Annotated in this window: 20 protein-coding genes; 10 read left to right on the top strand and 10 right to left on the bottom strand. The window is 69.9% G+C overall.

The features are described from left to right. Positions 1-13 precede the first annotated feature (13 nt). The 9 genes from AN478_RS02650 to AN478_RS02610 all read right to left on the bottom strand — a co-directional run bounded on the left by AN478_RS02650 (position 14) and on the right by AN478_RS02610 (position 10,938). Positions 14-1,060 (bottom strand): class I fructose-bisphosphate aldolase, encoded by a 1,047-nt coding sequence (locus AN478_RS02650; RefSeq protein WP_054965071.1) that lies wholly within the window; start codon positions 1,058-1,060, stop codon positions 14-16. 366 nt (positions 1,061-1,426) lie between these two features. Continuing rightward, entirely contained in the window at positions 1,427-2,491 is a 1,065-nt protein-coding gene (fba, locus tag AN478_RS02645) for a class II fructose-bisphosphate aldolase (protein ID WP_054965070.1), read from the bottom strand. A gap of 67 nt (positions 2,492-2,558) precedes the next feature. After that, positions 2,559-4,001, bottom strand: a complete 1,443-nt coding sequence (gene pyk, locus AN478_RS02640) for a pyruvate kinase (protein WP_054965069.1) — start codon at positions 3,999-4,001, stop codon at positions 2,559-2,561. Between the two features lie 2 nt (positions 4,002-4,003). Then, entirely contained in the window at positions 4,004-5,197 is a 1,194-nt protein-coding gene (locus AN478_RS02635; RefSeq protein WP_054965068.1) for a phosphoglycerate kinase, read from the bottom strand. 14 nt (positions 5,198-5,211) lie between these two features. Continuing rightward, positions 5,212-6,225 carry a type I glyceraldehyde-3-phosphate dehydrogenase gene (gene gap, locus AN478_RS02630; protein WP_054965067.1) on the bottom strand — a complete coding sequence of 338 codons (1,014 nt, stop codon included), beginning with the start codon at positions 6,223-6,225 and terminating at the stop codon, positions 5,212-5,214. A 60-nt stretch (positions 6,226-6,285) separates the two neighbouring features. Further along, positions 6,286-8,298, bottom strand: coding sequence for a transketolase (gene tkt / locus AN478_RS02625; RefSeq protein WP_054965066.1), 2,013 nt, complete (start codon positions 8,296-8,298; stop codon positions 6,286-6,288). Between the two features lie 117 nt (positions 8,299-8,415). Then, positions 8,416-9,360 carry a class II fructose-bisphosphatase gene (gene glpX / locus AN478_RS02620; RefSeq protein ID WP_054965065.1) on the bottom strand — a complete coding sequence of 315 codons (945 nt, stop codon included), beginning with the start codon at positions 9,358-9,360 and terminating at the stop codon, positions 8,416-8,418. A 158-nt stretch (positions 9,361-9,518) separates the two neighbouring features. Continuing rightward, positions 9,519-10,352: an inositol monophosphatase family protein gene (locus tag AN478_RS02615; protein ID WP_054965064.1), complete on the bottom strand. Its 834-nt coding sequence runs from the start codon at positions 10,350-10,352 to the stop codon at positions 9,519-9,521. Positions 10,353-10,380: 28 nt separating this feature from the next. After that, entirely contained in the window at positions 10,381-10,938 is a 558-nt protein-coding gene (locus AN478_RS02610; RefSeq protein WP_054965063.1) for a thioredoxin family protein, read from the bottom strand. Positions 10,939-11,042: 104 nt separating this feature from the next. Here AN478_RS02610 and AN478_RS02605 point away from each other — a divergent pair, with 104 nt between their 5' ends. The 10 genes from AN478_RS02605 (at position 11,043) to AN478_RS02560 (ending at position 19,536) form a co-directional block, all read left to right on the top strand. Further along, entirely contained in the window at positions 11,043-11,777 is a 735-nt protein-coding gene (locus AN478_RS02605) for a 16S rRNA (uracil(1498)-N(3))-methyltransferase (protein WP_054965062.1), read from the top strand. A gap of 233 nt (positions 11,778-12,010) precedes the next feature. Continuing rightward, positions 12,011-12,982: a glutathione synthase gene (gene gshB, locus AN478_RS02600; protein ID WP_054965061.1), complete on the top strand. Its 972-nt coding sequence runs from the start codon at positions 12,011-12,013 to the stop codon at positions 12,980-12,982. After that, on the top strand, positions 12,969-14,012 hold the full coding sequence (locus AN478_RS02595) for an FAD:protein FMN transferase (RefSeq protein ID WP_074471358.1): 1,044 nt from the start codon (positions 12,969-12,971) through the stop codon (positions 14,010-14,012). The genes gshB and AN478_RS02595 overlap by 14 nt, the downstream gene beginning before the upstream one ends. After that, positions 14,009-14,407 (top strand): NusG domain II-containing protein, encoded by a 399-nt coding sequence (locus tag AN478_RS02590; protein WP_054965059.1) that lies wholly within the window; start codon positions 14,009-14,011, stop codon positions 14,405-14,407. Before AN478_RS02595 ends, AN478_RS02590 begins: the two co-directional genes overlap by 4 nt. Beyond that, a complete protein-coding gene (locus tag AN478_RS02585; protein WP_074471357.1) occupies positions 14,391-14,963 on the top strand; it encodes a Gx transporter family protein in 573 nt (190 codons plus the stop codon). The genes AN478_RS02590 and AN478_RS02585 overlap by 17 nt, the downstream gene beginning before the upstream one ends. After that, on the top strand, positions 14,944-15,915 hold the full coding sequence (locus AN478_RS02580) for an energy transducer TonB (protein WP_054965058.1): 972 nt from the start codon (positions 14,944-14,946) through the stop codon (positions 15,913-15,915). The genes AN478_RS02585 and AN478_RS02580 overlap by 20 nt, the downstream gene beginning before the upstream one ends. Before the next feature lie 19 nt (positions 15,916-15,934). Next, positions 15,935-17,089: a hypothetical protein gene (locus tag AN478_RS02575; RefSeq protein ID WP_054965057.1), complete on the top strand. Its 1,155-nt coding sequence runs from the start codon at positions 15,935-15,937 to the stop codon at positions 17,087-17,089. A gap of 63 nt (positions 17,090-17,152) precedes the next feature. Further along, complete coding sequence (locus AN478_RS02570) at positions 17,153-18,019, top strand: metal ABC transporter substrate-binding protein (RefSeq protein ID WP_054965056.1); 867 nt, start codon at positions 17,153-17,155, stop codon at positions 18,017-18,019. Further along, a complete protein-coding gene (locus AN478_RS02565; protein WP_054965055.1) occupies positions 18,009-18,743 on the top strand; it encodes a metal ABC transporter ATP-binding protein in 735 nt (244 codons plus the stop codon). The genes AN478_RS02570 and AN478_RS02565 overlap by 11 nt, the downstream gene beginning before the upstream one ends. Then, positions 18,736-19,536, top strand: a complete 801-nt coding sequence (locus AN478_RS02560; RefSeq protein ID WP_054965054.1) for a metal ABC transporter permease — start codon at positions 18,736-18,738, stop codon at positions 19,534-19,536. Before AN478_RS02565 ends, AN478_RS02560 begins: the two co-directional genes overlap by 8 nt. A gap of 62 nt (positions 19,537-19,598) precedes the next feature. Here AN478_RS02560 and moaB read toward each other — a convergent pair whose 3' ends face one another. Next, positions 19,599-20,132 (bottom strand): molybdenum cofactor biosynthesis protein B, encoded by a 534-nt coding sequence (gene moaB / locus AN478_RS02555; RefSeq protein ID WP_054965053.1) that lies wholly within the window; start codon positions 20,130-20,132, stop codon positions 19,599-19,601. Positions 20,133-20,150 lie beyond the last annotated feature (18 nt).

Genomic DNA, 20,150 nt, shown 5'->3' with positions numbered 1-20,150 from the left:
GGACCGGAGAGGTTTAGGCGGCTTGCTGCTCCAGGTCCTCGCTGTACTCGCCCTCGGAAGCCAGGCTGTTGAGCTTGGCGCGGAAGGCGAAGGCCCTCTGGGCCTGCTCGGTGTTGGCCATGTCGGAGCCCCAGGAGCCCAGCGCCGGGTTCTGCAGGGCCCGGGCGTAGGAGAAGGTGAGCCGCCACGGAACCCGGTTCTTGTACTTCTTGTTCATGGCGTCCAGGTGCTGGGTAGCCTCCACATCGCCCTGGCCGCCGGAGAGGAACACCACGCCGCCCAGGGCCGGCGGCACCACCCGCTCCAGGGTCTGCACGGTGCGTTCGGCCACCTCCTCCACGCCGGCGCGGCTGGGGGCGTCCAGGCCGGAGATCACCATGGAGGTCTTCAGCACCGTGCCCTCGGGCATGACGTTGTGGCGGTACAGCTCGTTGAAAACCATGCGCAGGTTTTCCTCGGTGACCGCCTCGCAGGTGTCGATGTCGTGGCTGCCGTTGATCAGCACTTCCGGCTCCACGATGGGTACCAGGCCGTTCTCCTGGCACAGTGCGGAGTACCGGGCAAGCGCGTGGGCGTTGGCCTCCATGCACTGGCGGGTGGGCATGCCGTCGCCGACCGTGATCACCGCCCGCCACTTGGAGAATCGGGCGCCCATCTCGTAATACTCGGCCAGGCGCTCCCGTAGGCCGTCGAGGCCTTCGGTGACCTTCTCGTCGGGGGAGCCGGCCAGGGGCTTGGCACCAGTGTCCACCTTGATGCCGGGGATGATGCCCCGGCCCTTTAACAGCTCGGGGAAGGGGGTGCCGCCGTCATCCTTCTGCCGGATAGTCTCTTCGAAAAGGATCACCCCGCTGATGTATTTGTCGATGTCCGGAGCGGTAAACAAGAGCTGGCGGTACTTGCGCCGGCTCTCCTCGGTGGACTCGATGCCCACCTCCTCCAGGCGCTTAGTCGCCGTCCGGTTGGACTCGTCCGCCGCCAGGATGCCCTTGTAATTGGCCACCATGGACTGGGCGGTCTGCTTCAGCTCCTCGGCGTGCTTCCAGGGGTAATGCGCCATGGTCCCGACCTCCCTTCGTGGGCTTGGTCTAACCGGTTGGATGTATCGGAGCCAATCGGATTGGACGCACACTGGGCCCCGGTTGTTCCCGGGAACCGGACAGCGGGTTCCTGTCCAGGGACACGGCTCCTCGGCCCCGGGAGGAAACCGCGCCGGCGCCCTGCAACCGATGGCTACGGACCTCTAAATCACGTTGGGATGCTTCGTCGGACCTTCAAGAAATATTCGGGGCGGGATCGGTCCTGGAATCCATCCCGGTCAAGAATTGGCCAAAAGGCCTTTTGGATGGGGAAAGGGTAAGGGGACCAATAAAAAAGGCCCGGCGTTCGCCGGGCCTTTCCTGGCTCGTCTGTTCCCGCAGGCGGGTTACTTCACCCGGGGATCCAGCTCGCCGGCCTCGTAGCGGGCGACCATGGCCTCCTCGCCGACGGCCTTGATCTTGGAAGCCTGACCGGCGGAGCCGAACTGCTGGTAGCGATCCATGCAGATCTGCTTGGCGGCCTTCCGGGCCTCGATCATGAACTTCCGCGGGTCGAAGTTGGCCTTGTTCTCGGCCAAGTGCTTCCGCGCGGCACCGGTCATGGCCAGACGGATGTCGGTGTCCACGTTGACCTTGCGCACGCCGCTCTTGATGCCGTTCTGGATCTCCTCCACCGGCACGCCGTAGGTCTCGGGAATCTCACCGCCGTGCTCGTTGATGATGTCCAGCCACTCCTGCGGCACCGAGCTGGAGCCGTGCATCACCAGGTGGGTGTCCGGGATGCGCTCGTGGATCTCCTTGATGCGGTCGATCCGCAGCACCTCGCCGGTGGGCTTGGAGGTGAACTTGTAGGCGCCGTGGCTGGTGCCGATGGCCACCGCGAGGGCGTCCACGTGGGTGTCCTTGACGAACTGGGCGGCCTCTTCCGGATCGGTGAGGAGCTGGTCCATGGAGAGCTCGCCCTCGGCGCCGTGGCCGTCTTCCTTCTCGCCGGCACCGCCCTCCAGGGAGCCCAGGCAGCCCAGCTCACCCTCGACGGTCACACCCACGGCGTGGGCGAATTTCACGACCTCGCCGGTCACGCGGGCGTTGTACTCGTAGGAGGCGGGGGTCTTGCCGTCGGCCTCCAGGGAGCCGTCCATCATCACGGAGGTGAAGCCGGAGCGGATGGAGCGCTGGCACACCGCCGGGCTGGCACCGTGGTCCTGGTGCATGACGATGGGGATCTCGGGATACTGCTCCACGGCCGCCTGGATGAGGTGGCGCAGGAACGGCTCACCGGCGTAATTGCGGGCACCCGCGGAGCCCTGCATGATCACCGGGGAATCCACCTCCTTGGCGGCTTCCATAATGGCCTGGACCTGCTCCAGGTTGTTCACGTTAAAGGCCGGAATGCCGTAGCCGTTCTCGGCGGCATGGTCCAGCAGCTGGCGCATCGATACCAAAGGCATGGGTTGCCTCCTATACGATCATGCAAAGGATTAGCGACGTAGAATTCCGTTCGGGCCCCGCCACCGGCTAGGCGGTCGTCTCGCCGACCCGCACCACCTTCACGGTGTTGGTGGAGCCTTCCTCGCCCAGCGGCTCGCCGAGGGTGAGGATCATCATATCGCCCTCGCGCACCGCGCCCTGGCGGCGCAGCTCGGCCTCGGCGGTGACGATGAGCTCGCGGGGGGTGTGCTTCTCCGGATCGATGGGGAAGCTGATCGGGTACACCCCGCGGTACATGGTCACCTGGCGCCGGGTGCGCTGGTTCGGCGACAGGGCGTAGATGGGCGCCCGCGTGCCGCCCCGCGACATCCACAGCGCGGTCCGGCCGCTGGTGGTGAAGGCGGCGATGGCGGAGATCTCCAGCTTGTTGGAGATGGCCAGGGCCGACTGGGCGATGGACTCGTCCACGCTCCGGGCCGTTTCGGTGCCGAAACCGGTCAGCGCGCTGGGGTCCTCCTCGAAGGCCGAGCGCTCCGTTTCCCGGCACACCCGATCCATGGCCCCGGCGGCCTCCACGGGGTAGTCGCCGGTAGCGGTCTCCCCGGAGAGCATCACCGCGTCGGTGCCGTCGAGCACCGCGTTGGCCACGTCCGAGACCTCCGCCCGGGTGGGGATGGGCGCGTGGGTCATGGACTCCATCATCTGCGTGGCGGTGATCACGGCCTTGTTGGCCATGCGCGCCCGCCGGATGATGCGCTTCTGCACCGGCGGCACGGCGGCGTCGCCGATCTCCAGGCCGAGGTCGCCGCGGGCCACCATGATGGCGTCGCTGGCGTCGATGATCTCGTCGATGGCGGCCACCGCCTCGGGACGCTCGATCTTGGCCAGGATCCGGGCATGGCCCCCGGCCTTCTCCAGCAGCTCGCGGGCCTTGTTGAGATCGTCCGCCGAACGCGGGAACGAGACCGCGAGGTAGTCGGCGCCGATCTCGGCTACCGTGTGGATGTCCCGGCGGTCCTTCTCCGTAAGGGCCTGGGCGGTGAGTCCGCCTCCCGCCCGGTTGAGCCCCTTGTTGTCGGACAGGGTGCCGCCCTTGACCACCCGGCCGATGATCTCCTGGCCGCGGACCTCCTCCACCCAGACGGCCACCAGGCCATCGTTGAGCAACAGGGTGGCGCCCCGCTCGACGTCGTCGGGGAGGCGCTTGTAAGTGACCCCCACGCGGTTCTCGTCGCCGAGCTCCGTGAAGGTGTCCAGGATGAACTGCTGGCCCTCCTCCAGCTCCACGGCGCCGTTCTCGAAGCGGCCGATGCGGAGCTTGGGGCCCTGGATGTCCGCCAGGACACCGATGGTCCGGCTGTGGGCCTGCGCCCGCGAACGGACCTCCTGGGCCCGCCGGACGTGGTCGGAGGACTCGCCGTGGGAGAAGTTGAGGCGGAACACATCCACCCCCGCCTCGATCATGCGATCGAGGGCTCCCGGCGCGTCGGTGGCCGGCCCGAGTGTCGCGACGATCTTAGTTCGCCTCATGCCTATTCGGCCGCCCTCTCCTCAAGAATGGCAATGGCCGGCAGCTTCTTGCCCTCCACCCATTCCAGGAAGGCACCACCACCGGTAGAGATGTAGGAGATCCGCTCGGTGATCCCCGTCATGGCGATGGCCGCCAGGGTGTCCCCGCCGCCGGCGGCGCTGAAGCCCTCGCTGTCGGCGATGGCGTGGGCCAGGGTCTTGGTGCCCTCGGCGCACTTGGGCAGCTCGAAGGCGCCCAGGGGACCGTTCCACAGGATGGTGCCGGCGCCCTTCACGATCTCCGCGAAGCGGGCCGCCGTGTCGGGGCCCACGTCCAGGATCATCTCGTCGTCCTGCACGTCCTCCACGGCGCAGGTGCGCACCGGGGCCTCCGCGGCGAACTCCTTGGCCACCACCACGTCGGTGGGCAGGGGCACATCGGCGCCCTTGTTCCGGCACGCCTCGATCACGCCCTTGGCCTCGTCCACCAGGTCCGGCTCGGCCAGGGAGCCGCCGATGTTGCGGCCCTCGGCGAGCAGGAAGGTGTTGGCGATGCCACCGCCGACGATGAGCTGGTCCACCTTGTCGGTGAGCGCCTTCAGCACCTCCAGCTTGCCGGAGACCTTGGCGCCGCCGACGATGGCCACCAGGGGCCGCTTGGGGTTCTCCAGGGCGGCGGTGAGGCTGTCGATCTCCTTGGCCAGCAGCGGGCCGGCGGCGGCCACCGGGGCGTGCTTGGCCACCCCGTGGGTGGAGGCCTGCGCCCGGTGGGCCGTGCCGAAGGCGTCGTTGACGTAGACGTCGCACAGCGCCGCCATCTGCTTGGAGAAGGCCTCGTCGTTCTCCGTGTCCCCCGGGTGGAAGCGGACGTTCTCCAGCAGGGCCACCTGACCCTCGCCCAGGTTCTCCACCTCCGCCGGGACCTGGTCGTACCAGTCCTCGATCAGGGGCACCTCGGTGCCCAGCAGCTCGCCCAGGCGCTTGGCCACGGGAGCGAGGGAGTACTTGGCGTTCCGCTCGCCCTTGGGCCGACCCAGGTGGGCCATCAGCAGGACCTTGCCGCCCATCTCCATGGCCTTCTGGATGGTGGGCAGGCTGGCCTCGATGCGGGTGGCATCGGTGATGCTCCCGTCATCGTCCTGGGGGACGTTGAGATCCTCCCGGATCAGGACCCGCTTGCCGCGCAGGTCCAGATCCGTCATCCGAATGATGCTCATGCGGACGCGCTCCCTTACTTGCCGCCCATCAGGGCCTGAGCGGTGTCGATCATCCGGTTGGAGAAGCCCCACTCGTTGTCGTACCAGGAGGTCACCTTGATGAAGTCGCCCTCGATCATGCGGGTCAGGGGCGCCTCGTAGATGGAGGAGCGGGGGTCATGGTTGAAGTCGTGGGAGACCAGGGGCTCGTCGTTGTAGCCCAGGATGCCCTTGAGCTGGCTCTCGGAGGCCGCCTTCAGGGTGTCGTTGATCTCGTCCACGGAGGTGCTGCGGTTGGCCTGGAAGGTCAGGTCCACGAAGGAGACGTTGGTGGTCGGCACGCGCACGGCGAAACCGTCCAGCTTGCCGTTCAGGTCCGGCAGCACCTTACCCACCGCGGCGGCGGCGCCGGTCTTGGTGGGGATCTGCGACTGGGTCGCGGAACGGGCCCGGCGCAGGTCGCTGTGGTAGACGTCGATCAGCACCTGGTCGTTGGTGTAGCTGTGGATGGTGGTCATCAGGCCGTGCTTCACGCCGATCTTCTCGTGCAGCGGCTTGACCAGCGGCGCCAGGCAGTTGGTGGTGCAGGAGGCGTTGGAGACCACCTGGTGCTTGTCCGGGTCGATCATGTCCTGGTTCACGCCGTACACCACGGTGAGGTCCTCGCCCTTGGCGGGGGCGGACACGAGCACCTTCTTGGCGCCGGCCTCGAGGTGCATGGCCGCCTTGTCGCGGTCGGTGAACAGGCCGGTGCACTCCATGACGACGTCCACGTCCATGTCGCCCCAGGGCAGCTTGGTGGGGTCGCGCTCGGCGAGCACGGAGATCTTGTCGCCGTTCACCACCAGGTTGTCGCCCTCCACCTCGACGGTGCCGGGGAACTTGCCGTGCACGGTGTCGTGGCGGGTCAGGTAGGCGTTGGTCTCGGCATCGCCGAGATCGTTGAGGGCCACCACCTGGACCTCGTTGTTCCGGCCGGCTTCGTAGATGGCGCGCAGGACGTTGCGGCCGATGCGGCCATAACCGTTAATGGCGACGCGGATGCTCATTGTCGTTCCTCCACAGACGTCGAAGTGTTGATACGTTGAATTCGGTTCCGGCCTTCGCGCTCAGCCCAGGTCGTTGTAGGCGCTCACCACGGTCGCGGGCACGAAGCCGAACTTCTCGAACAGGGTGTCGCCCGGGGCGGATTCGCCGAAGCGCTCCATGCCGATGGCCTTGCCGTCCCGGCCCACGTAGCGGTACCAGCTCATGGGCTGTCCGGCCTCCACGGCCACCCGCTTGGAAACGGAGTCGGGCAGCACGGACTGCTTGTACGCCTCGTCCTGGGCCTCGAACAGCTCCATGCAGGGCATGGACACCACCCGGACCTTCTTGCCCTGGCTGGCCAGCTCGGCCTGCGCCTTCAGGGCCAGGTCCACCTCGGAGCCGGAGGCCAGCAGGATGCCCTCGGGGCTGCCGCCCTCGGCCTCGGAGACAACGTAGCCGCCCTTGGCGATGTTGGCCACGGTCTCGTCGGTGTGGTCCAGGGCACCGGTCTTCTGCCGGGTGAGGACCAGGGCGTAGGGGTGGTCACCGCTGCCAAGGGCCAGCTTCCAGCCCACCGCAGTCTCCACGGCGTCGGCGGGGCGGAACACGTGCACGCCCGGGATGGCCCGCAGGCTGGAGACCTGCTCCACGGGCTGGTGGGTGGGGCCGTCCTCGCCCAGGCCGATGGAATCGTGGGTGAACACGTAGGTCACCGGCTGGTGCATGAGCGCCGACATGCGGATGCCGTTGCGCATGTAGTCGGAGAAGATCAGGAAGGTGCCGCCGTAGGGCCGGTAGCCGCGATGCAGGCTGATGCCGTTCATGATGGCGGCCATGCCGAACTCGCGCACACCGTAGTGGAGGTAGCGGCCGTGCACGCCCCGCTGCTCCTTGGCGGGCGTGATGATGGGCGCGTCCTTCCACTTGGTGTTGTTGGAGGGCGCCAGATCGGCGGAGCCCCCCAGCACCTCGGGGATCTTCGCGGCGATGGTGTTGAGCATGGCCCCGGAGTGCTTGCGGGTGGCGTCGGACTTCTGCCCCTCGCGGTACTCCTTGATGATGGCGTCCATGGTCGCCTCGAAGTCGCCGGGGACCTCCTGCTTCATGCGGCGCTCAAGCTCCGCGGCCTTCTCGGGGTAGTCCTTGCGGTAGGCCTCGAAGCGCTCCTGCCAATCGGCCTCGGCCTTCTTGCCGGTTTCGCGGGCGTCCCAACCGGCGTAGACGTCCTCCGGCACCTCGAAGGGGCCGTGCTCCCAGCCCAGGGCCTTGCGGGTAGCCGCCACCTCGTCCTCGCCCAGGGGCGCGCCGTGGGTGGCCTCGCTGCCGGCCAGGTTGGGGGAGCCGTAGCCGATGGTGGTCTTGCAGGCGATCAGGGTGGGCTTGTTGGGCTCGGCCTTGGCCTGCTCGATGGCCTTGGCGACGGCGTCGGGGTTGTGGCCGTCGATGGCCATGGTCTGCCACTCATAGCCCTCGAAGCGCTTGAGGGTATCGTCGGTGAACCAGTCCTCCACCTCGCCGTCGATGGAGATGCCGTTGTCGTCGTAGAAGACGATCAGCTTGCCCAGGCCCAGGGTGCCCGCCAGGGAGCAGGCCTCGTGGCTGACGCCCTCCATGAGGCAGCCGTCGCCGGCGAACGCGTAGGTGTAGTGGTCGATAACGTCATGGCCGTCGCGGTTGAACTCGTTGGCGAGCTCCTTCTCGGCGATGGCCATACCCACCGCGTTGGCCAAGCCCTGGCCGAGGGGGCCGGTGGTGGTCTCCACGCCGGGGGTCACGCCGTTCTCGGGGTGGCCCGGGGTCTTGGAGCCCCACTGCCGGAAGTTCTTGAGCTCCTCCAGGGGCAGGTCGTAGCCCGTGAGGTGGAGGAGGCTGTACACCAGCATGGAGCCATGGCCGTTGGAGAGAACGAAACGGTCGCGGTCCGCCCAATCCGGGTTGCCCGGGTTGTGCTTCATGTAATCGTTCCAGAGCACCTCGGCGATATCCGCCATGCCCATCGGGGCGCCGGGGTGACCGGAATTCGCCGCCTGCACCGCGTCCATGGAGAGAAAGCGGATGGCATTGGCCAACTGCTTGCGGGAAACTTCAGCCATGCGTGATTACTCCTTACGCCAGAATCTAGGAATTTGGGTGCGGATGGCGGACGGGACCGGAACCGGGCGCGGGGCCGTTGCCGCGGCCCGCGCCGGGTGGTGCCAGGCCGGCCGGAATCAGCCCTCCACCGGCTTTTCGGTACGGATCCGCTGGACCGTGCCCTGGGCGCCGGTAATGACCATGCTGTCGGTGGCCACGATGTCGCCGTAGTCCTGGACGCCGTCCAGGATGTCGCTGTTGGTCAGGCCGGTGGCCACGAACAGCACGTTGTCGCCCTTGATGAGGTCGTCCATGGTCAGCACCTGGCCCGGCTCGAGGCCGAACTCGCGGACCTGCTGCTCCTCGTCCTCCTTCTGCGGGGCCATGGCGCCGAACATGTCGCCGCCCACCGCCTTGGCGGCGCAGGCGGTGATCACGCCCTCGGGGGTGCCGCCGATGCCCATGAGGGCGTCCACGGACTCGCCGAGGGCGGCCATGACGCCGCCGCTCACGTCGCCGTCGGAGGCCAGCCGCACGCTGGCCCCGGCGGCGCGGATGTCGCGGATCATGTCTTGGTGGCGCGGCTTGTCGAGGACGAAGATGCGGAGGTCCTCCACCTTCTTGTCCAGGGCGCTGGCCAGGTCGCCGAGCTTGGAGGCGAGCGGCGCCTCGGGGTCGAGCTGGCCCTTGGCGGCCGGCGGCACCACCAGCTTGTCCATGTAGAAGCCGGGACCGGGCCGGAACATCTGGCCGTGAGGCGCGGCGGCCAGCACCACGATGGAGCCGGGCATGCCCTTGGCGAGGAAGTTGGTGCCCTCCACCGGGTCCACGGCGATGTCGATGCGGGGGCCGTCGCCGTCGCCCACCTGCTCGCCGTTGTAGAGCATGGGGGCCTCGTCCTTCTCGCCCTCGCCGATGACCACCTCGCCGGCCATGGGCACGGAGGTCATGGCCTGGCGCATGGCCTCGACGGCCGCGCCGTCGCCCTGCTCCTTCTCGCCACGGCCGATCCAGTCCACGGCGCCGCGGGCGGCCGCCTCGGTCGTCCGGACCAGGGGCATGGTCAGCTTTTCCATGGGCATAGCCTGTCCACCTGTTTACGTTGGGAAATTCAATGCGTATTCGGTTCGATCCGTGGCGGGGGCTTTGCGCTTTCCGCGCCGGTGGGGGACGGCACGCCGCCGGGCGCCGTACAGGCCCGGTTGCGCGTCGTCCCGGCTCGGGAAACGCGGCCAGCCCGCTATCTCTGGCCCGGATCCGGGTCGGGGCAGAGATAGGGAGCCAAATCCGCGCGCAGGCTGCGATCCGCCACGGCGAGGATCGAGCGACGCAGGATGTCGCCCGCGAAAAGGGGCTCGCCGTCCATGGTGGCCACGTCCGCCCCCGCCTCGGCGGCGATGAGGGACCCGGCCGAAAAATCCCATAGATTTTGCCCGCCATGCAGGTAAAAGTCCACCCGGCCGCAGGCGAGCCAGCACCACTCCAGGACGCTCGAGCCGAAATTGCGCTGGCTGTGGAAGGGTTGCGCCGCCGCCAGCTCCCGGGCCACGCCCCGAGGCAGGCGCTTGAAATCGATGCAGCCGACGCTTCGCTGCAGGGGGCGGGCCTCCCGCACCGTGATGGGCTCGCCGTTCAGGAAGGCCCCGCCGCCGCGCACGGCGGTGAACAGCTCGTCGCGCACCGGATCCAGGACCAGGCCCAGCACCGGCACGCCGCCCACCAGGAGGGCGACGGAGACGCCGAAGATGGGGATGCCCACGGCGAAGTTGCTGGTGCCGTCGAGGGGGTCGAGGCACCACAGCCCGGTCTCGGCCCCCTCCAGGGCGCGGCGATGCTCGGCCGGCTCCATCTCCTCGCCCAGGAAGCCCACCTCGGGGTAGGCCTCCGCCAGGGAGCGGGCGATGGCCTCCTGCATGGCGTGGTCCACATCGGTGACCAGCCCCCCGCATGCCTTGTGGGTCGCGGCGAAACCGCGGCCCGAGAAGCAGGGCAGCAGGTGCTCGGCGGCGGCGTCGCGGACCATGGCGGCCACGGCCTCCACCATGCCGGAATCCACCTGCGGGATACGGGTCATGGCCCTGCCTCGCGCGGGCGCCCGGCCGTCAGCCGGCGTCCTTCCATTTGATGGAGCAGCCCATGGAGGGGATCTGGCCCTCCGGGCCCTCGCCGGTCTCGGCCACCAGCTTCATGCCCTCGAACAGCTCCCGCTTGGCCTCGGGCACCGTCTCCTTGCGGCTCTCGTCGAGCCGTCCCCGGTACTGCAGGTAGCCGTCCGCGTTGAAGCCGAAGAAGTCGGGGGTGCACACGGCGCCGAAGCGCTTGGCCACCTCCTGGGTCTCGTCGAAGAGGTAGGGCATGGGGTAGGCCTTCTCCTCCCAACGCGCCCGCAGGTTCTCGAAGGAGTCCTCGGGGTAATCGGTGGGGTCGTTGGACATGATGGCCACCGAGCCGATGCCGTACTCCTTGAGGTCGCGCACGTCGCGCAGGATGCGGTCCTCCACCGCCTTCACGTAGGGGCAGTGGTTGCACATGAAGACCACCAGGAGGCCGTTGCGGCCCCGCACGTCCTCCAGGCGGTAGGTCTTGCCGTCCACCCCGGGCAGCTCGAACTCCGGGACCTGAAAGCTTGTATCCACCACCGGCGTTTCCGTCCGGACCATTTCCTCTCCCTTTTGGCGCTGCGCATGCATAAGCCCAACGTGAAGCTATATATTATGCCCTGCCACGATGCCGATCCCAAACCCGCCGGACGGAGAGGAAACCCATGCGCATTCCCCGGGTCTACTTGCCCGAGGCCGAGGCAAACGGCGGCGAACTGCCCCTGCCCGAGGAGGCGTCCCGCTACCTGGTGAAGGTCCTGCGCCTGGAGCCCGGCGACGCGGTGACGGTCTTCAACGGCGCCGGGGGCGAGATGCAGGCGGAGCTAGCCGGCGACGCCAAACGGCCCCGGGTGCGCCTCGGCGCCCTCCGGGCGGTGGAGCGCGAGTCCCCCCTCGGCATCGTGCTCTGGGCCGGGCTGTCCAAGGGGGAGAAGTTCGACTGGGTGGTGCAGAAGGCCACCGAGCTGGGCGCCGCCGAGATCCGCCCGGTGCAGACGGCGCGCAGCGTGCGGCGCCTGGAGGGCGCCAAGGCGGCCAAGAACCGCGAGCGCTGGCAGCGTATCGCCGCCTCCGCCTGCGAGCAGTGCGGGCGCAATCGGATTCCGGAGGTCGTCGAGCCGACCGCCCTGGAGAGGGCGCTGGCCTCCGGGGTGGACCATGGGCTGGTCCTGGACGAAACGGGCGACCCGCCCGCCGGCGGACCTCCCGGGAATGGCCGGCTGCACCTCCTGGTGGGCCCCGAGGGCGGGCTCAACGAAAACGAGCTAACCGCAGCGGTGGATGCCGGTTTCGTCCGCACCGCCCTGGGCCCCCGGACACTGCGCACCGAGACCGCGGCGGTGGCGGCCCTGGCCTGGGCCCAGACCGTCTGGGGGGACTTCCCCGCCGGCGGGGGGTGACCCGGACCGATGGAATCACCGCCGAGATCGCTGAGGGCGCGGAGGCCCCTCCTGCTTCGGACCTACGTGGCGAGGACCGAGGAAGGACCGCAAGACCTGTCCTCCTCCCGCCGCGAATTCCGTGACCTCCGCGGGTAACCCTTCGCCGGAAATCCCCTTCCGGGATGAGCCGGTGCCGCCAAGCGGTGCACAATAGACCTTTGATGACCACACCCAACGAAAGGCCCGATCCCATGCCTGCGACCCTGGGCGTCGTCATGGACCCCATCGGCGACATCCACATCGGCAAGGACACCACCTTCGCCATGCTCCTGGAGGCCCAGCGGCGCGGCTACGGGCTGCGCTACATGGAGCCCGGGCACCTCTTCGGCCGCGACGCGACCCCCTGGGCGCGCATGTACCCGCTGGAGGTGCGCCGCGAGCCCGGCAGCCACTACACCCTCGGTGACGAGGAGCGCCGCCCGCTCACCGACCTGGACTTGGTGCTCATGCGCAAGGACCCCCCCTTCGACATGGAGTACATCTACATGACGTACCTCCTGGAGCGGGCCCTGGGATCGACGCTGGTGAGCAACCACCCCGGAACCCTGCGCGACGCCAACGAGAAGATGTTCACGGCCTATTTCCCGGGCCTGGCGCCCCCCACCCTGGTGGCCCGGGACCCCAAGGAGTTCTACGCCTTCCTCCAGGAGCAAGAGACCATGGTCCTCAAGCCCCTGGAGGGACGGGGCGGGGAGGGCATCTTCCTGGTGCGCCTCGGTGACCCCAACTTCAACTCGGTGGTGGAGAGCCTGACCCACCGGGGCACCCGCTTCGCCATGGCCCAGGGCTACCTCCCCGAGGCCGCGGAGGGGGACAAGCGCATCATCCTGATCGACGGCGAGCCCATCCCCCACGGCCTGCTGCGGGTGCCCGGCGGCGGCGATTTCCGGGGCAACATCTCCGCCGGGGCCACCACCGAGCTGGCGGACCTCACCGAGCGCGACCGGGAGATCTGCGCCACCCTGGGCCCGGAGCTGCGCGCCCGGGGCCTGGCCTTCGTGGGCATCGACGTGATCGGCGGATACGTCACCGAGATCAACGTCACCAGCCCCACCGGAGTCCAGGAACTGGACTACTACGCGGGCATCAATATCTGTGGAGATCTGTTCGACGCCCTGGAACGGCGCCTCGCCCAGGGGCCGCCCTTCCATGCATTGGTTTAAAGGTCGCCCGGTGCACCGCGGCCTCGCTGCGCTCGTTTTGGCCGTCGCCGCCCTGGCCGCCTGCGACCGCGCCCCCGAGGTGCATCGGGAGCAGGCCTTCGTGCTCGGCACCCTGGTGGAGATCACCGCCGCCGGGGCAAGCAAGGAGGAGCTCGGCGAGGCCGCCGGCGCCGCCTTTCGCGAGATGCGGGCGATCCACAACGCCCTGACCCCCACGGCGGAGGGCAACCTCCTGGCCGATTTCAACGGCGCCGCGCCCGGGGAATGGACCGCCCTGGAGGGGCCCCTGACGGGGCTGATCCCGCGGGCCCTGGCGGTCCAGCGCGCCAGCGGCAACACCTTCAGCCCGCACCTGGGCCGGCTGGTGGGGTTGTGGGGCTTCCGGGAGCCGCCGTTCCCCGAGGAGCCGCCCGCCGAAGCGGCCGTGGAGGACCTGATGGACGGCGGTGCCGGGGGCGAGGCGCTGGAGCTGCGGCGGAGCGACGGCCTGGAGGCCCGGCTCACCCGCCCGGGGGCGGGCCTGGACCTGGGCGGTATCGCCAAGGGCTACGCGGTGGACCGCGCCGCGACCAAATTGAAGGAGCACGGCGTGGACAACGCCCTGATCAACGCCGGCGGGGACCTACGCGCCCTGGGCACGCGAGGGAACCGCCCCTGGCGCATCGGCATTCGTGACCCCCGCGACCGCGAGCGGGTGCTGGCGGTGGTGGCCCTGCGCGACGGCGAGGCCATTGTCACCTCCGGGGACTACGAGCGATCCTTCACCCACGACGGCCGGCGCTACCACCACCTGCTGGACCCGGCCACCGGCCGGCCGGCCCGACGGGCGCGACAGGCCACGGTGATGGGGCCCCGGGCCACGGAGACGGACGCCTGGAGCACGGCCTTGTTCGTGGCCGGCGCCCGGGGCCTGGAGCGCCTGGGGGCCCGGCAGCCCGGCCTGGTGATCGACGCCGAGGGCCGGGCCCACGCCAACGCGGCCATGGAGGAGCGCCTGGACTGGCGCGCCGAGGGTATGGCCGCACCATGAGGGCGGGGCTGCGTTTCGTGCGCCGCGCCACCACCCCCTGGGACCGGGCGGTGCTGGCCCTGGCGTGGTCCGGAGCCGTGGCCGGGATAGTGGCCGCCTTCGGCGGGGGCAGCCCCGGCGCGCGGGCGGAGATCATCGTCGGAGGCGAGGTGGTGGAAACGGTGGACCTGAGCCGGGAGCGCACGCTGGAGGTGGACGGGCCGCTGGGCACCTCGCACCTGGAGGTCGGGGACGGCGGGATCCGCTTCGTGCCCCCGTCCCCGGCCCCCCGCAAAATCGACCTCCGCGCCGGCTGGCAGCGCGAGGCCGGCGACTCGGCCGCCTGCGTGCCCAACGAGGTCATGGTGCGGGTCACGGGGGAGGAGCAGGAGGCCTGGGATGCCGTCAACTACTGAGGCCGTCCGGACCGAGCCCACCGCCCTGACCCGCCTGCGGCGGGACACCCATGTGGCCTGGATGGCCGCCTTCGCCGTGGGCCTGCATCTGCTGGAGGCGGCGCTGCCTCCCCTCCTGCCCGGACTCAAGCCCGGCCTGGCCAACGTGGTGACCGTTGCGGCGCTGTGCCTGTGGGGCTGGCGCACCGCCGCCCTGATCACCCTGCTGCGGGTGGTGGTGGGGGCCATCTTCCTGGGCACGCTGCTCGCCCCCGGATTCTGGCTGTCCCTGGGCGGGGCCCTGGCGGCCCTGGCGGCCCTGGCGCTGGGCACCCTCCTCCCCGGGCGTGGCCTGGGGCCGGTGGGCTTCAGCGTGCTGGCCGCCGTAGCGCACATCGCCGGGCAGCTGGGCGTGGCCTATGCCCTGTTCATTCAGCACGCCGCCATCCTCGCCCTGGTGCCCATCCTCGGCCTGGGGGCGGCGATAACCGGAACCATCAACGGGCTGGCGGCCTATACCCTGGTGCGGGAATGGGAGCCCCCAACGGATGCGACGCATGGCCTGGCCTCTTCCTGAGCATACCCTCGACCACCGCCTTCTGGTGGCCCTGCTGGGCTCCGCCCTGGCCCATGCCGCCATCCTGGGCCTGCTCGCCTTCTCGGATCCGGCGCCCAAGGACTCGCCCGGACCCGTGGAGCACATGGTGGAGTACCGGCCCATCCCCGCCGAGGAAGAGGTGGAGCCCGAGGAAGAGGCGCCGGCGGCCACCCGCAGCCAGGCGGCCGCCGGCGACGACGCGGAGAGCCGCGAGGCCACCAGCCCCCGGGCGGGCCCCGACGGGATCCCCGCGCCCACCATGCCGGAGCCGGAGGATACGAAGGAGGCTGAGCGCCCAAACCCGGACCCCGCCCCGGAACAGGCCGCGGACACCGAGCAGGAGCAGGCAGACGCCCCGGCGGAGACGGACCAGGCGAAGCCCGGGGCCGCCTCCGCGGACGAGGTCCTCACCCGCGAGCGCTCCCCCGACCGCATCCCGTCCGGGGAAAGCCCCGGGGGCCGCGCCGGCGGGTCCGAGGCGCAGGAACCGCAGGCCGTTCAGCCCTATCCGTCCAACCGCCAGATGGCCCGCTGGGACCGAGAGAGCCGCGAGCGCCGGAGCGCCGCCGACCGCAATGCCGAGCTGGCCCGGCAGGCCACGCGCGAGGACCGCGCGGCGGCCTACATCTCGGCCTGGATCGCCAAGGTGGAGCGGGTGGGGAACCTGAACTATCCGGAGGAGGCCCGGCGGCGGAACCTCACGGGCAAGGTGCGGGTGGAGGCCATGGTCCGTCCGGACGGCACCCTCGAGCACGTGCGCATCCTGGAGCCCTCGGGCAGCGACATCCTGGACGCCGCCGCCAAGCAGATCATCCGCCTGGGCGCCCCCTACAGCGCCTTCCCGGAGGAGCTCCAGCGCCGCTACGGGGACGGCCTGCCCATCCGGCACCATTTCAACTTCACCCGGGATTCCGACCTGACCTCCCGGTGACGGCAGAGGGAAGCGGCCGATGATTATCATCCTCAAGTCCGGAGTCGGCGAGAGTGACCCCGAATACCAGAGCCTGATCAGCTACCTGGAGGCCAAGCCGGGCATCGAGGTGCGCCGCCACCAGGAGCACGGCACCCAGGAGACCATCACCGAGCTCTACCTCATCGGCGACACGGCGGCCCTGGAGGCCGACGAGATCGCCGGGGAGCCCGCCGTGGAGCGGGTGGTGCGGGTCTCGGACCGCTACCGCATCCTGGGTCGCCACCGCGGCCAGGTGGAGCCCACCGGCTTCGACTACAACGGCGTCCACTTCGGCCAGGACACCTTCCACCTGTTCGCCGGCCTGTGCGCCGTGGACAATCCCGCCAACACCGAGCGCATGATGGCCGCCCTCCACGAGCAGGGGCTCCAGGCCACCCGCATGGGCGCCTACAAGCCGCGCACCAGCCCCTACGACTTCCAGGGCCACGGCGCCGAGTGCCTGCCCTACGTCTTCGAGCTGGCGGGCAAGTACGGCATCCGGGTGGTGGCCATGGAGGTGACCGAGGCCCGGCACATCGAGGAGATCCAAACCGAGCTGGACCGGGCCGGCAGCCCAACCGGGGTGATGCTGCAGGTGGGCACCCGCAACGCCCAGAACTTCGAGCTGCTCAAGGAGGTGGGCTCCCAGACCCGTTTCCCCGTGCTCTACAAGCGGGGCTTCGGCATCACCCTGGAGGAGTCCCTGAACGCCTGCGAGTACATCGCCGCCAGCGGCAACCGCAACGTCGTCTTCTGCCTGCGCGGGGTGAAATCGCACATGGGCGCGCCGCACCGCAACTTGGTGGACTTCGCCCACGTACCGGTGGTGAAGCGCCTTACCCGTATGCCGGTGTGCGTGGACCCCAGCCACTCCGTGGGCAACCGGGAGCGGTCCCCCGACGGCCTGCTGGAGGTCCAGCACGCCGCCGGCCAGGGGCTGATCGCCGGGGCCAACATGGTTCTGGCGGACTTCCATCCCGAGCCCGAGCGGGCCCTGGTGGACGGGCCCCAGGCCCTGCACCTGGAGGAGCTTCCCTATTTCCGGCAGGATCTAGCTATCATAGAGGAGGCGTACAAGCGGCGCGTCCAGCTGGCCGCGGACATGCCCCGCCCCCGACCCGGGACGGAGGGAGCGCCGCCGCGGGACACTTGACAGCCCTGCTAGCGTAAAACGTCCCCCCTCAGCCCCCTACGCACCCGTACCGGAGGAGCCCCCATGCCGCCCGCGCCGCGACTGCTGGCCCGTGTCCTCGCCTGCCTGGCCCTGGTCCCGGCCCTGGCGGCCGCGGCGCCGCTGGAAATCGTCACCTCCATTCCCCCCTACGCCATGGCCGCGCGCTCCGTGGCCGGCGGGGAAGGGGAGGTCCGCGTCCTGGTGGAGCGCGGGAAGGACCCCCACCACTTCGAGCCCTCCATCGCCGACATCGCCCACGTCCAGGAGGCGGATCTGGTAATCCGCAACGGCCTGGGGCTGCAGCAGGTGGAGGACCACCTCGGGCGCACCGCCCGCAGCGAGCAGCTCCTCACGGTGTCGGAGACGGTTCCCTACGAGCCCGTCCGCGACCAGCGGGGGGCCGTCAATGGGCACATCTGGCTAAACCCGGAGGTCATGGTGCGCGTGGCCCAGGCGCTGGCGGAGCGCCTGGGCGAGCTGCGCCCGGAACGCGCCGCCGCCTTCGCCGCCAACGCCGAGCAGTTCGTGGCGGACATCCGGGCCGCCGACGAGGAGGCGCGGGAGCTTTTGGCCGACCTGCCCACCCGGCGGGTGGTGACCTACCACCCGGCCTTCGAATACTTCTTCCGCCATTACGACATGGAGGTGGCGGGCACCTACCTGGACCTCGCGGGCAACGAGCCCTCACCCAAGCGGGTGCGGGAGCTGCTGGACACCATCCGCGAGGAGGATATCCCGGCCATCTTCCGCGAGCCCCAGCTACCCAAGGCCCCCGTGCAGGCCCTCGCCGACGAGGCGGGGATCGCGGTGGGGGTCCTCGACCCCCTGGGCTTCGAGGGCGACATCCAGGCCTATCCGGACCTGCTCCGCTACAACGCTCGCCAGGTCCGGGACGCCTATGACGGCTGATTCGACCGACCCCCTGCTGGAGGTGGAGGACCTCTCCGTGCGCTACGGGGAGGTGATCGCCCTGGACCGGGTCTCCTTCCGCGTCTCCCCCGGCGAGTTCCTCGCCGTGCTCGGCCCGAACGGCTCGGGCAAGACCACCCTGTTCCGCTGCATCCTCGGCCTGGAGTCCTACGCGGGCACCATCCGCAACCGAGCCCGCCGCGTGGGCTATGTCCCCCAGATCAAGAACTTCGACCGCTCCTTCCCGGGCCGGCCCAGGGAGGTGGTGATTTCCGGGATCACGGGGTCCTGGCCCGCGCGTCCCGCCCGGCGGCTCCGGGAGCAGGCGCGCCGGGCGCTGGAGCGTGTCGGGGCAGGGGACTACGAGGACCGCCCCCTGGCGGCCCTGTCCGGCGGGCAGCTGCAGCGGGTCTACCTGGCCCGGGCCCTGGTGGCCGATCCCGACCTGCTGCTCCTGGACGAGCCCGCCGCGGGGGTGGACCGCACCGGGGAGTACGACCTCTACCAGTACCTGGAGACCTACCAGGCCGAGCACCCCGGAGTGGCCATCGCCATGATCACCCACGATTGGGAGGTCGCCCGCCACCATGCCCACACCTCCCTGATCCTCAACCATCGGGTCATCGGCGTGGGCCCCTCCGCCGAGGTCCTGACCGAGGACTGCCTGCGGCGGGCCTTCGGCCACATGGGCCACGCCCATGTGCTGGGGCCGGACCATGCTTGAGATCCTGGCCTTCCCCTTCATGCAGCGGGCCCTGGCCGCGGCGGCGGTCACCGGCGTACTGGGCGGGCTCCTGGGGGTGTTCCTGGTCCAACGGCGGCTGAGCTTCCTGGCCTCCGGCATAAGCCACGGGGCCTTCTCCGGCATCGGCCTCGGGCTGTATCTGGGGGTGGCCCCGTTCCTGGTGGCCGTGCCGGTGGCGGTGGCCCTGGGGCTGCTGATCGCCTTCCTGCGTCGGCGCGGGGCCCTGGCCGAGGACACCGTGGTGGGGGTGTTCTTCGCCGCCGGCATGGCCGGCGGGGTGATCCTCCTGGCCCTGTCCAACGCCGACGCTTCCCTGTCCGCCTATCTGTTCGGCTCGATCCTCGCCATCCAGTCGGTGGACCTGGCCTGGATGGCGGCGGTGGCGGTGGTGGTGCTGGGCTTCGTGCTACCCGCCTGGGGCGGGCTGACCCTGCTCACCTTCGACCGCGAGCTGGCCCAGGCCTCGGGCCTGCCGGTGCGCTTTTTGGACTACACCTTTTTCGCCCTGAGCGCCCTGGCCATTGTCGCCGCGGTGAAGCTGGTGGGCATCGTGCTGGTGGCCAGCTTCTTCGTGGTGCCCGCCGCCTGCGCCCGTCTGTTGGGCACCACCTTCGCCCGGGTCTCCCTGCTGGCGGCGGGCATCGGCCTGGTCACCGCCGTGGGCGGGCTGCTGTTGAGCTATCCGCTCAACGCCCCCGTGGGGGCGCTGATCGTCCTGCTCCAGGTGCTGGTCTTCGCCCTGGCCCTCGTATTCCGGCGCCCCCACCGGTAGCGGGGCAACCGTCCGGCGGGAGGGCGGCACAACGGAGGCTGGGTGCGGAAGGAAGCGGGGGGTCAGCGTTCGGCGAAGCGGGGCATCATCTCGGCGAAGTTGCAGGGCCGGGTGCGGAGGTCCAGCTGGGGGAGGATGATGGCGTCCATGGCCAGGCGGCAGGCCCCCGAGCTGCCCGGGAGGTTGAAGATCAGGGTGGTATCGGCCAGACCCGCCTGGGCGCGGGACTGGATGGTGGAGGGGCCGATCTCCTCGTAGCTCAGCCAGCGGAACAGCTCGCCGAAGCCGGGGATCGGCTTGGTGAACACCGCGCTCGCGGCCTCCGGGGTGACGTCCCGGCCGGTGAGCCCCGTGCCCCCCGTGGAGACCACCACCTCCACCCCGGTGCCGGCGACCAGCTCCCGGAACGCATCCTCCAGCTCCGCCCGGTCGTCGCGGACGATGCGCCGATCCTCCAGCCGGTGTCCTGCATCCTCCAGACGTCCCGCCACCAGATCGCCGGACCGGTCCGTGGCGGGCGCGCGGGTGTCCGAGACCGTCACCACCGCGCAGCCCAGGGGCTGGAACTGGCGCTCACTCACTGCACGCTCCTCCATGTTCGGCTCCCGAACAAG

It is taken from the genome of Thiohalorhabdus denitrificans (assembly GCF_001399755.1).
Lineage (GTDB): Bacteria > Pseudomonadota > Gammaproteobacteria > Thiohalorhabdales > Thiohalorhabdaceae > Thiohalorhabdus > Thiohalorhabdus denitrificans.
Note: the sequence above shows the minus strand (reverse complement) of the source record. Positions and strands in the feature narration are given on the sequence as shown.

Coding starts and splice junctions, on each gene's coding strand:
- gshB (WP_054965061.1), top strand. CDS start 12,011: ATGCCTGCGACCCTGGGCGTCGTCATGGACCCCATCGGCGACATCCAC.
- fba (WP_054965070.1), bottom strand. CDS start 2,491: ATGCCTTTGGTATCGATGCGCCAGCTGCTGGACCATGCCGCCGAGAAC.
- AN478_RS02650 (WP_054965071.1), bottom strand. CDS start 1,060: ATGGCGCATTACCCCTGGAAGCACGCCGAGGAGCTGAAGCAGACCGCC.
- AN478_RS02590 (WP_054965059.1), top strand. CDS start 14,009: ATGAGGGCGGGGCTGCGTTTCGTGCGCCGCGCCACCACCCCCTGGGAC.
- AN478_RS02575 (WP_054965057.1), top strand. CDS start 15,935: ATGATTATCATCCTCAAGTCCGGAGTCGGCGAGAGTGACCCCGAATAC.
- AN478_RS02570 (WP_054965056.1), top strand. CDS start 17,153: ATGCCGCCCGCGCCGCGACTGCTGGCCCGTGTCCTCGCCTGCCTGGCC.
- AN478_RS02595 (WP_074471358.1), top strand. CDS start 12,969: ATGCATTGGTTTAAAGGTCGCCCGGTGCACCGCGGCCTCGCTGCGCTC.
- glpX (WP_054965065.1), bottom strand. CDS start 9,360: ATGCCCATGGAAAAGCTGACCATGCCCCTGGTCCGGACGACCGAGGCG.
- AN478_RS02560 (WP_054965054.1), top strand. CDS start 18,736: ATGCTTGAGATCCTGGCCTTCCCCTTCATGCAGCGGGCCCTGGCCGCG.
- gap (WP_054965067.1), bottom strand. CDS start 6,225: ATGAGCATCCGCGTCGCCATTAACGGTTATGGCCGCATCGGCCGCAAC.
- AN478_RS02605 (WP_054965062.1), top strand. CDS start 11,043: ATGCGCATTCCCCGGGTCTACTTGCCCGAGGCCGAGGCAAACGGCGGC.
- AN478_RS02635 (WP_054965068.1), bottom strand. CDS start 5,197: ATGAGCATCATTCGGATGACGGATCTGGACCTGCGCGGCAAGCGGGTC.
- pyk (WP_054965069.1), bottom strand. CDS start 4,001: ATGAGGCGAACTAAGATCGTCGCGACACTCGGGCCGGCCACCGACGCG.
- tkt (WP_054965066.1), bottom strand. CDS start 8,298: ATGGCTGAAGTTTCCCGCAAGCAGTTGGCCAATGCCATCCGCTTTCTC.
- moaB (WP_054965053.1), bottom strand. CDS start 20,132: ATGGAGGAGCGTGCAGTGAGTGAGCGCCAGTTCCAGCCCCTGGGCTGC.
- AN478_RS02565 (WP_054965055.1), top strand. CDS start 18,009: ATGACGGCTGATTCGACCGACCCCCTGCTGGAGGTGGAGGACCTCTCC.
- AN478_RS02615 (WP_054965064.1), bottom strand. CDS start 10,352: ATGACCCGTATCCCGCAGGTGGATTCCGGCATGGTGGAGGCCGTGGCC.
- AN478_RS02610 (WP_054965063.1), bottom strand. CDS start 10,938: ATGGTCCGGACGGAAACGCCGGTGGTGGATACAAGCTTTCAGGTCCCG.
- AN478_RS02580 (WP_054965058.1), top strand. CDS start 14,944: ATGGCCTGGCCTCTTCCTGAGCATACCCTCGACCACCGCCTTCTGGTG.
- AN478_RS02585 (WP_074471357.1), top strand. CDS start 14,391: ATGCCGTCAACTACTGAGGCCGTCCGGACCGAGCCCACCGCCCTGACC.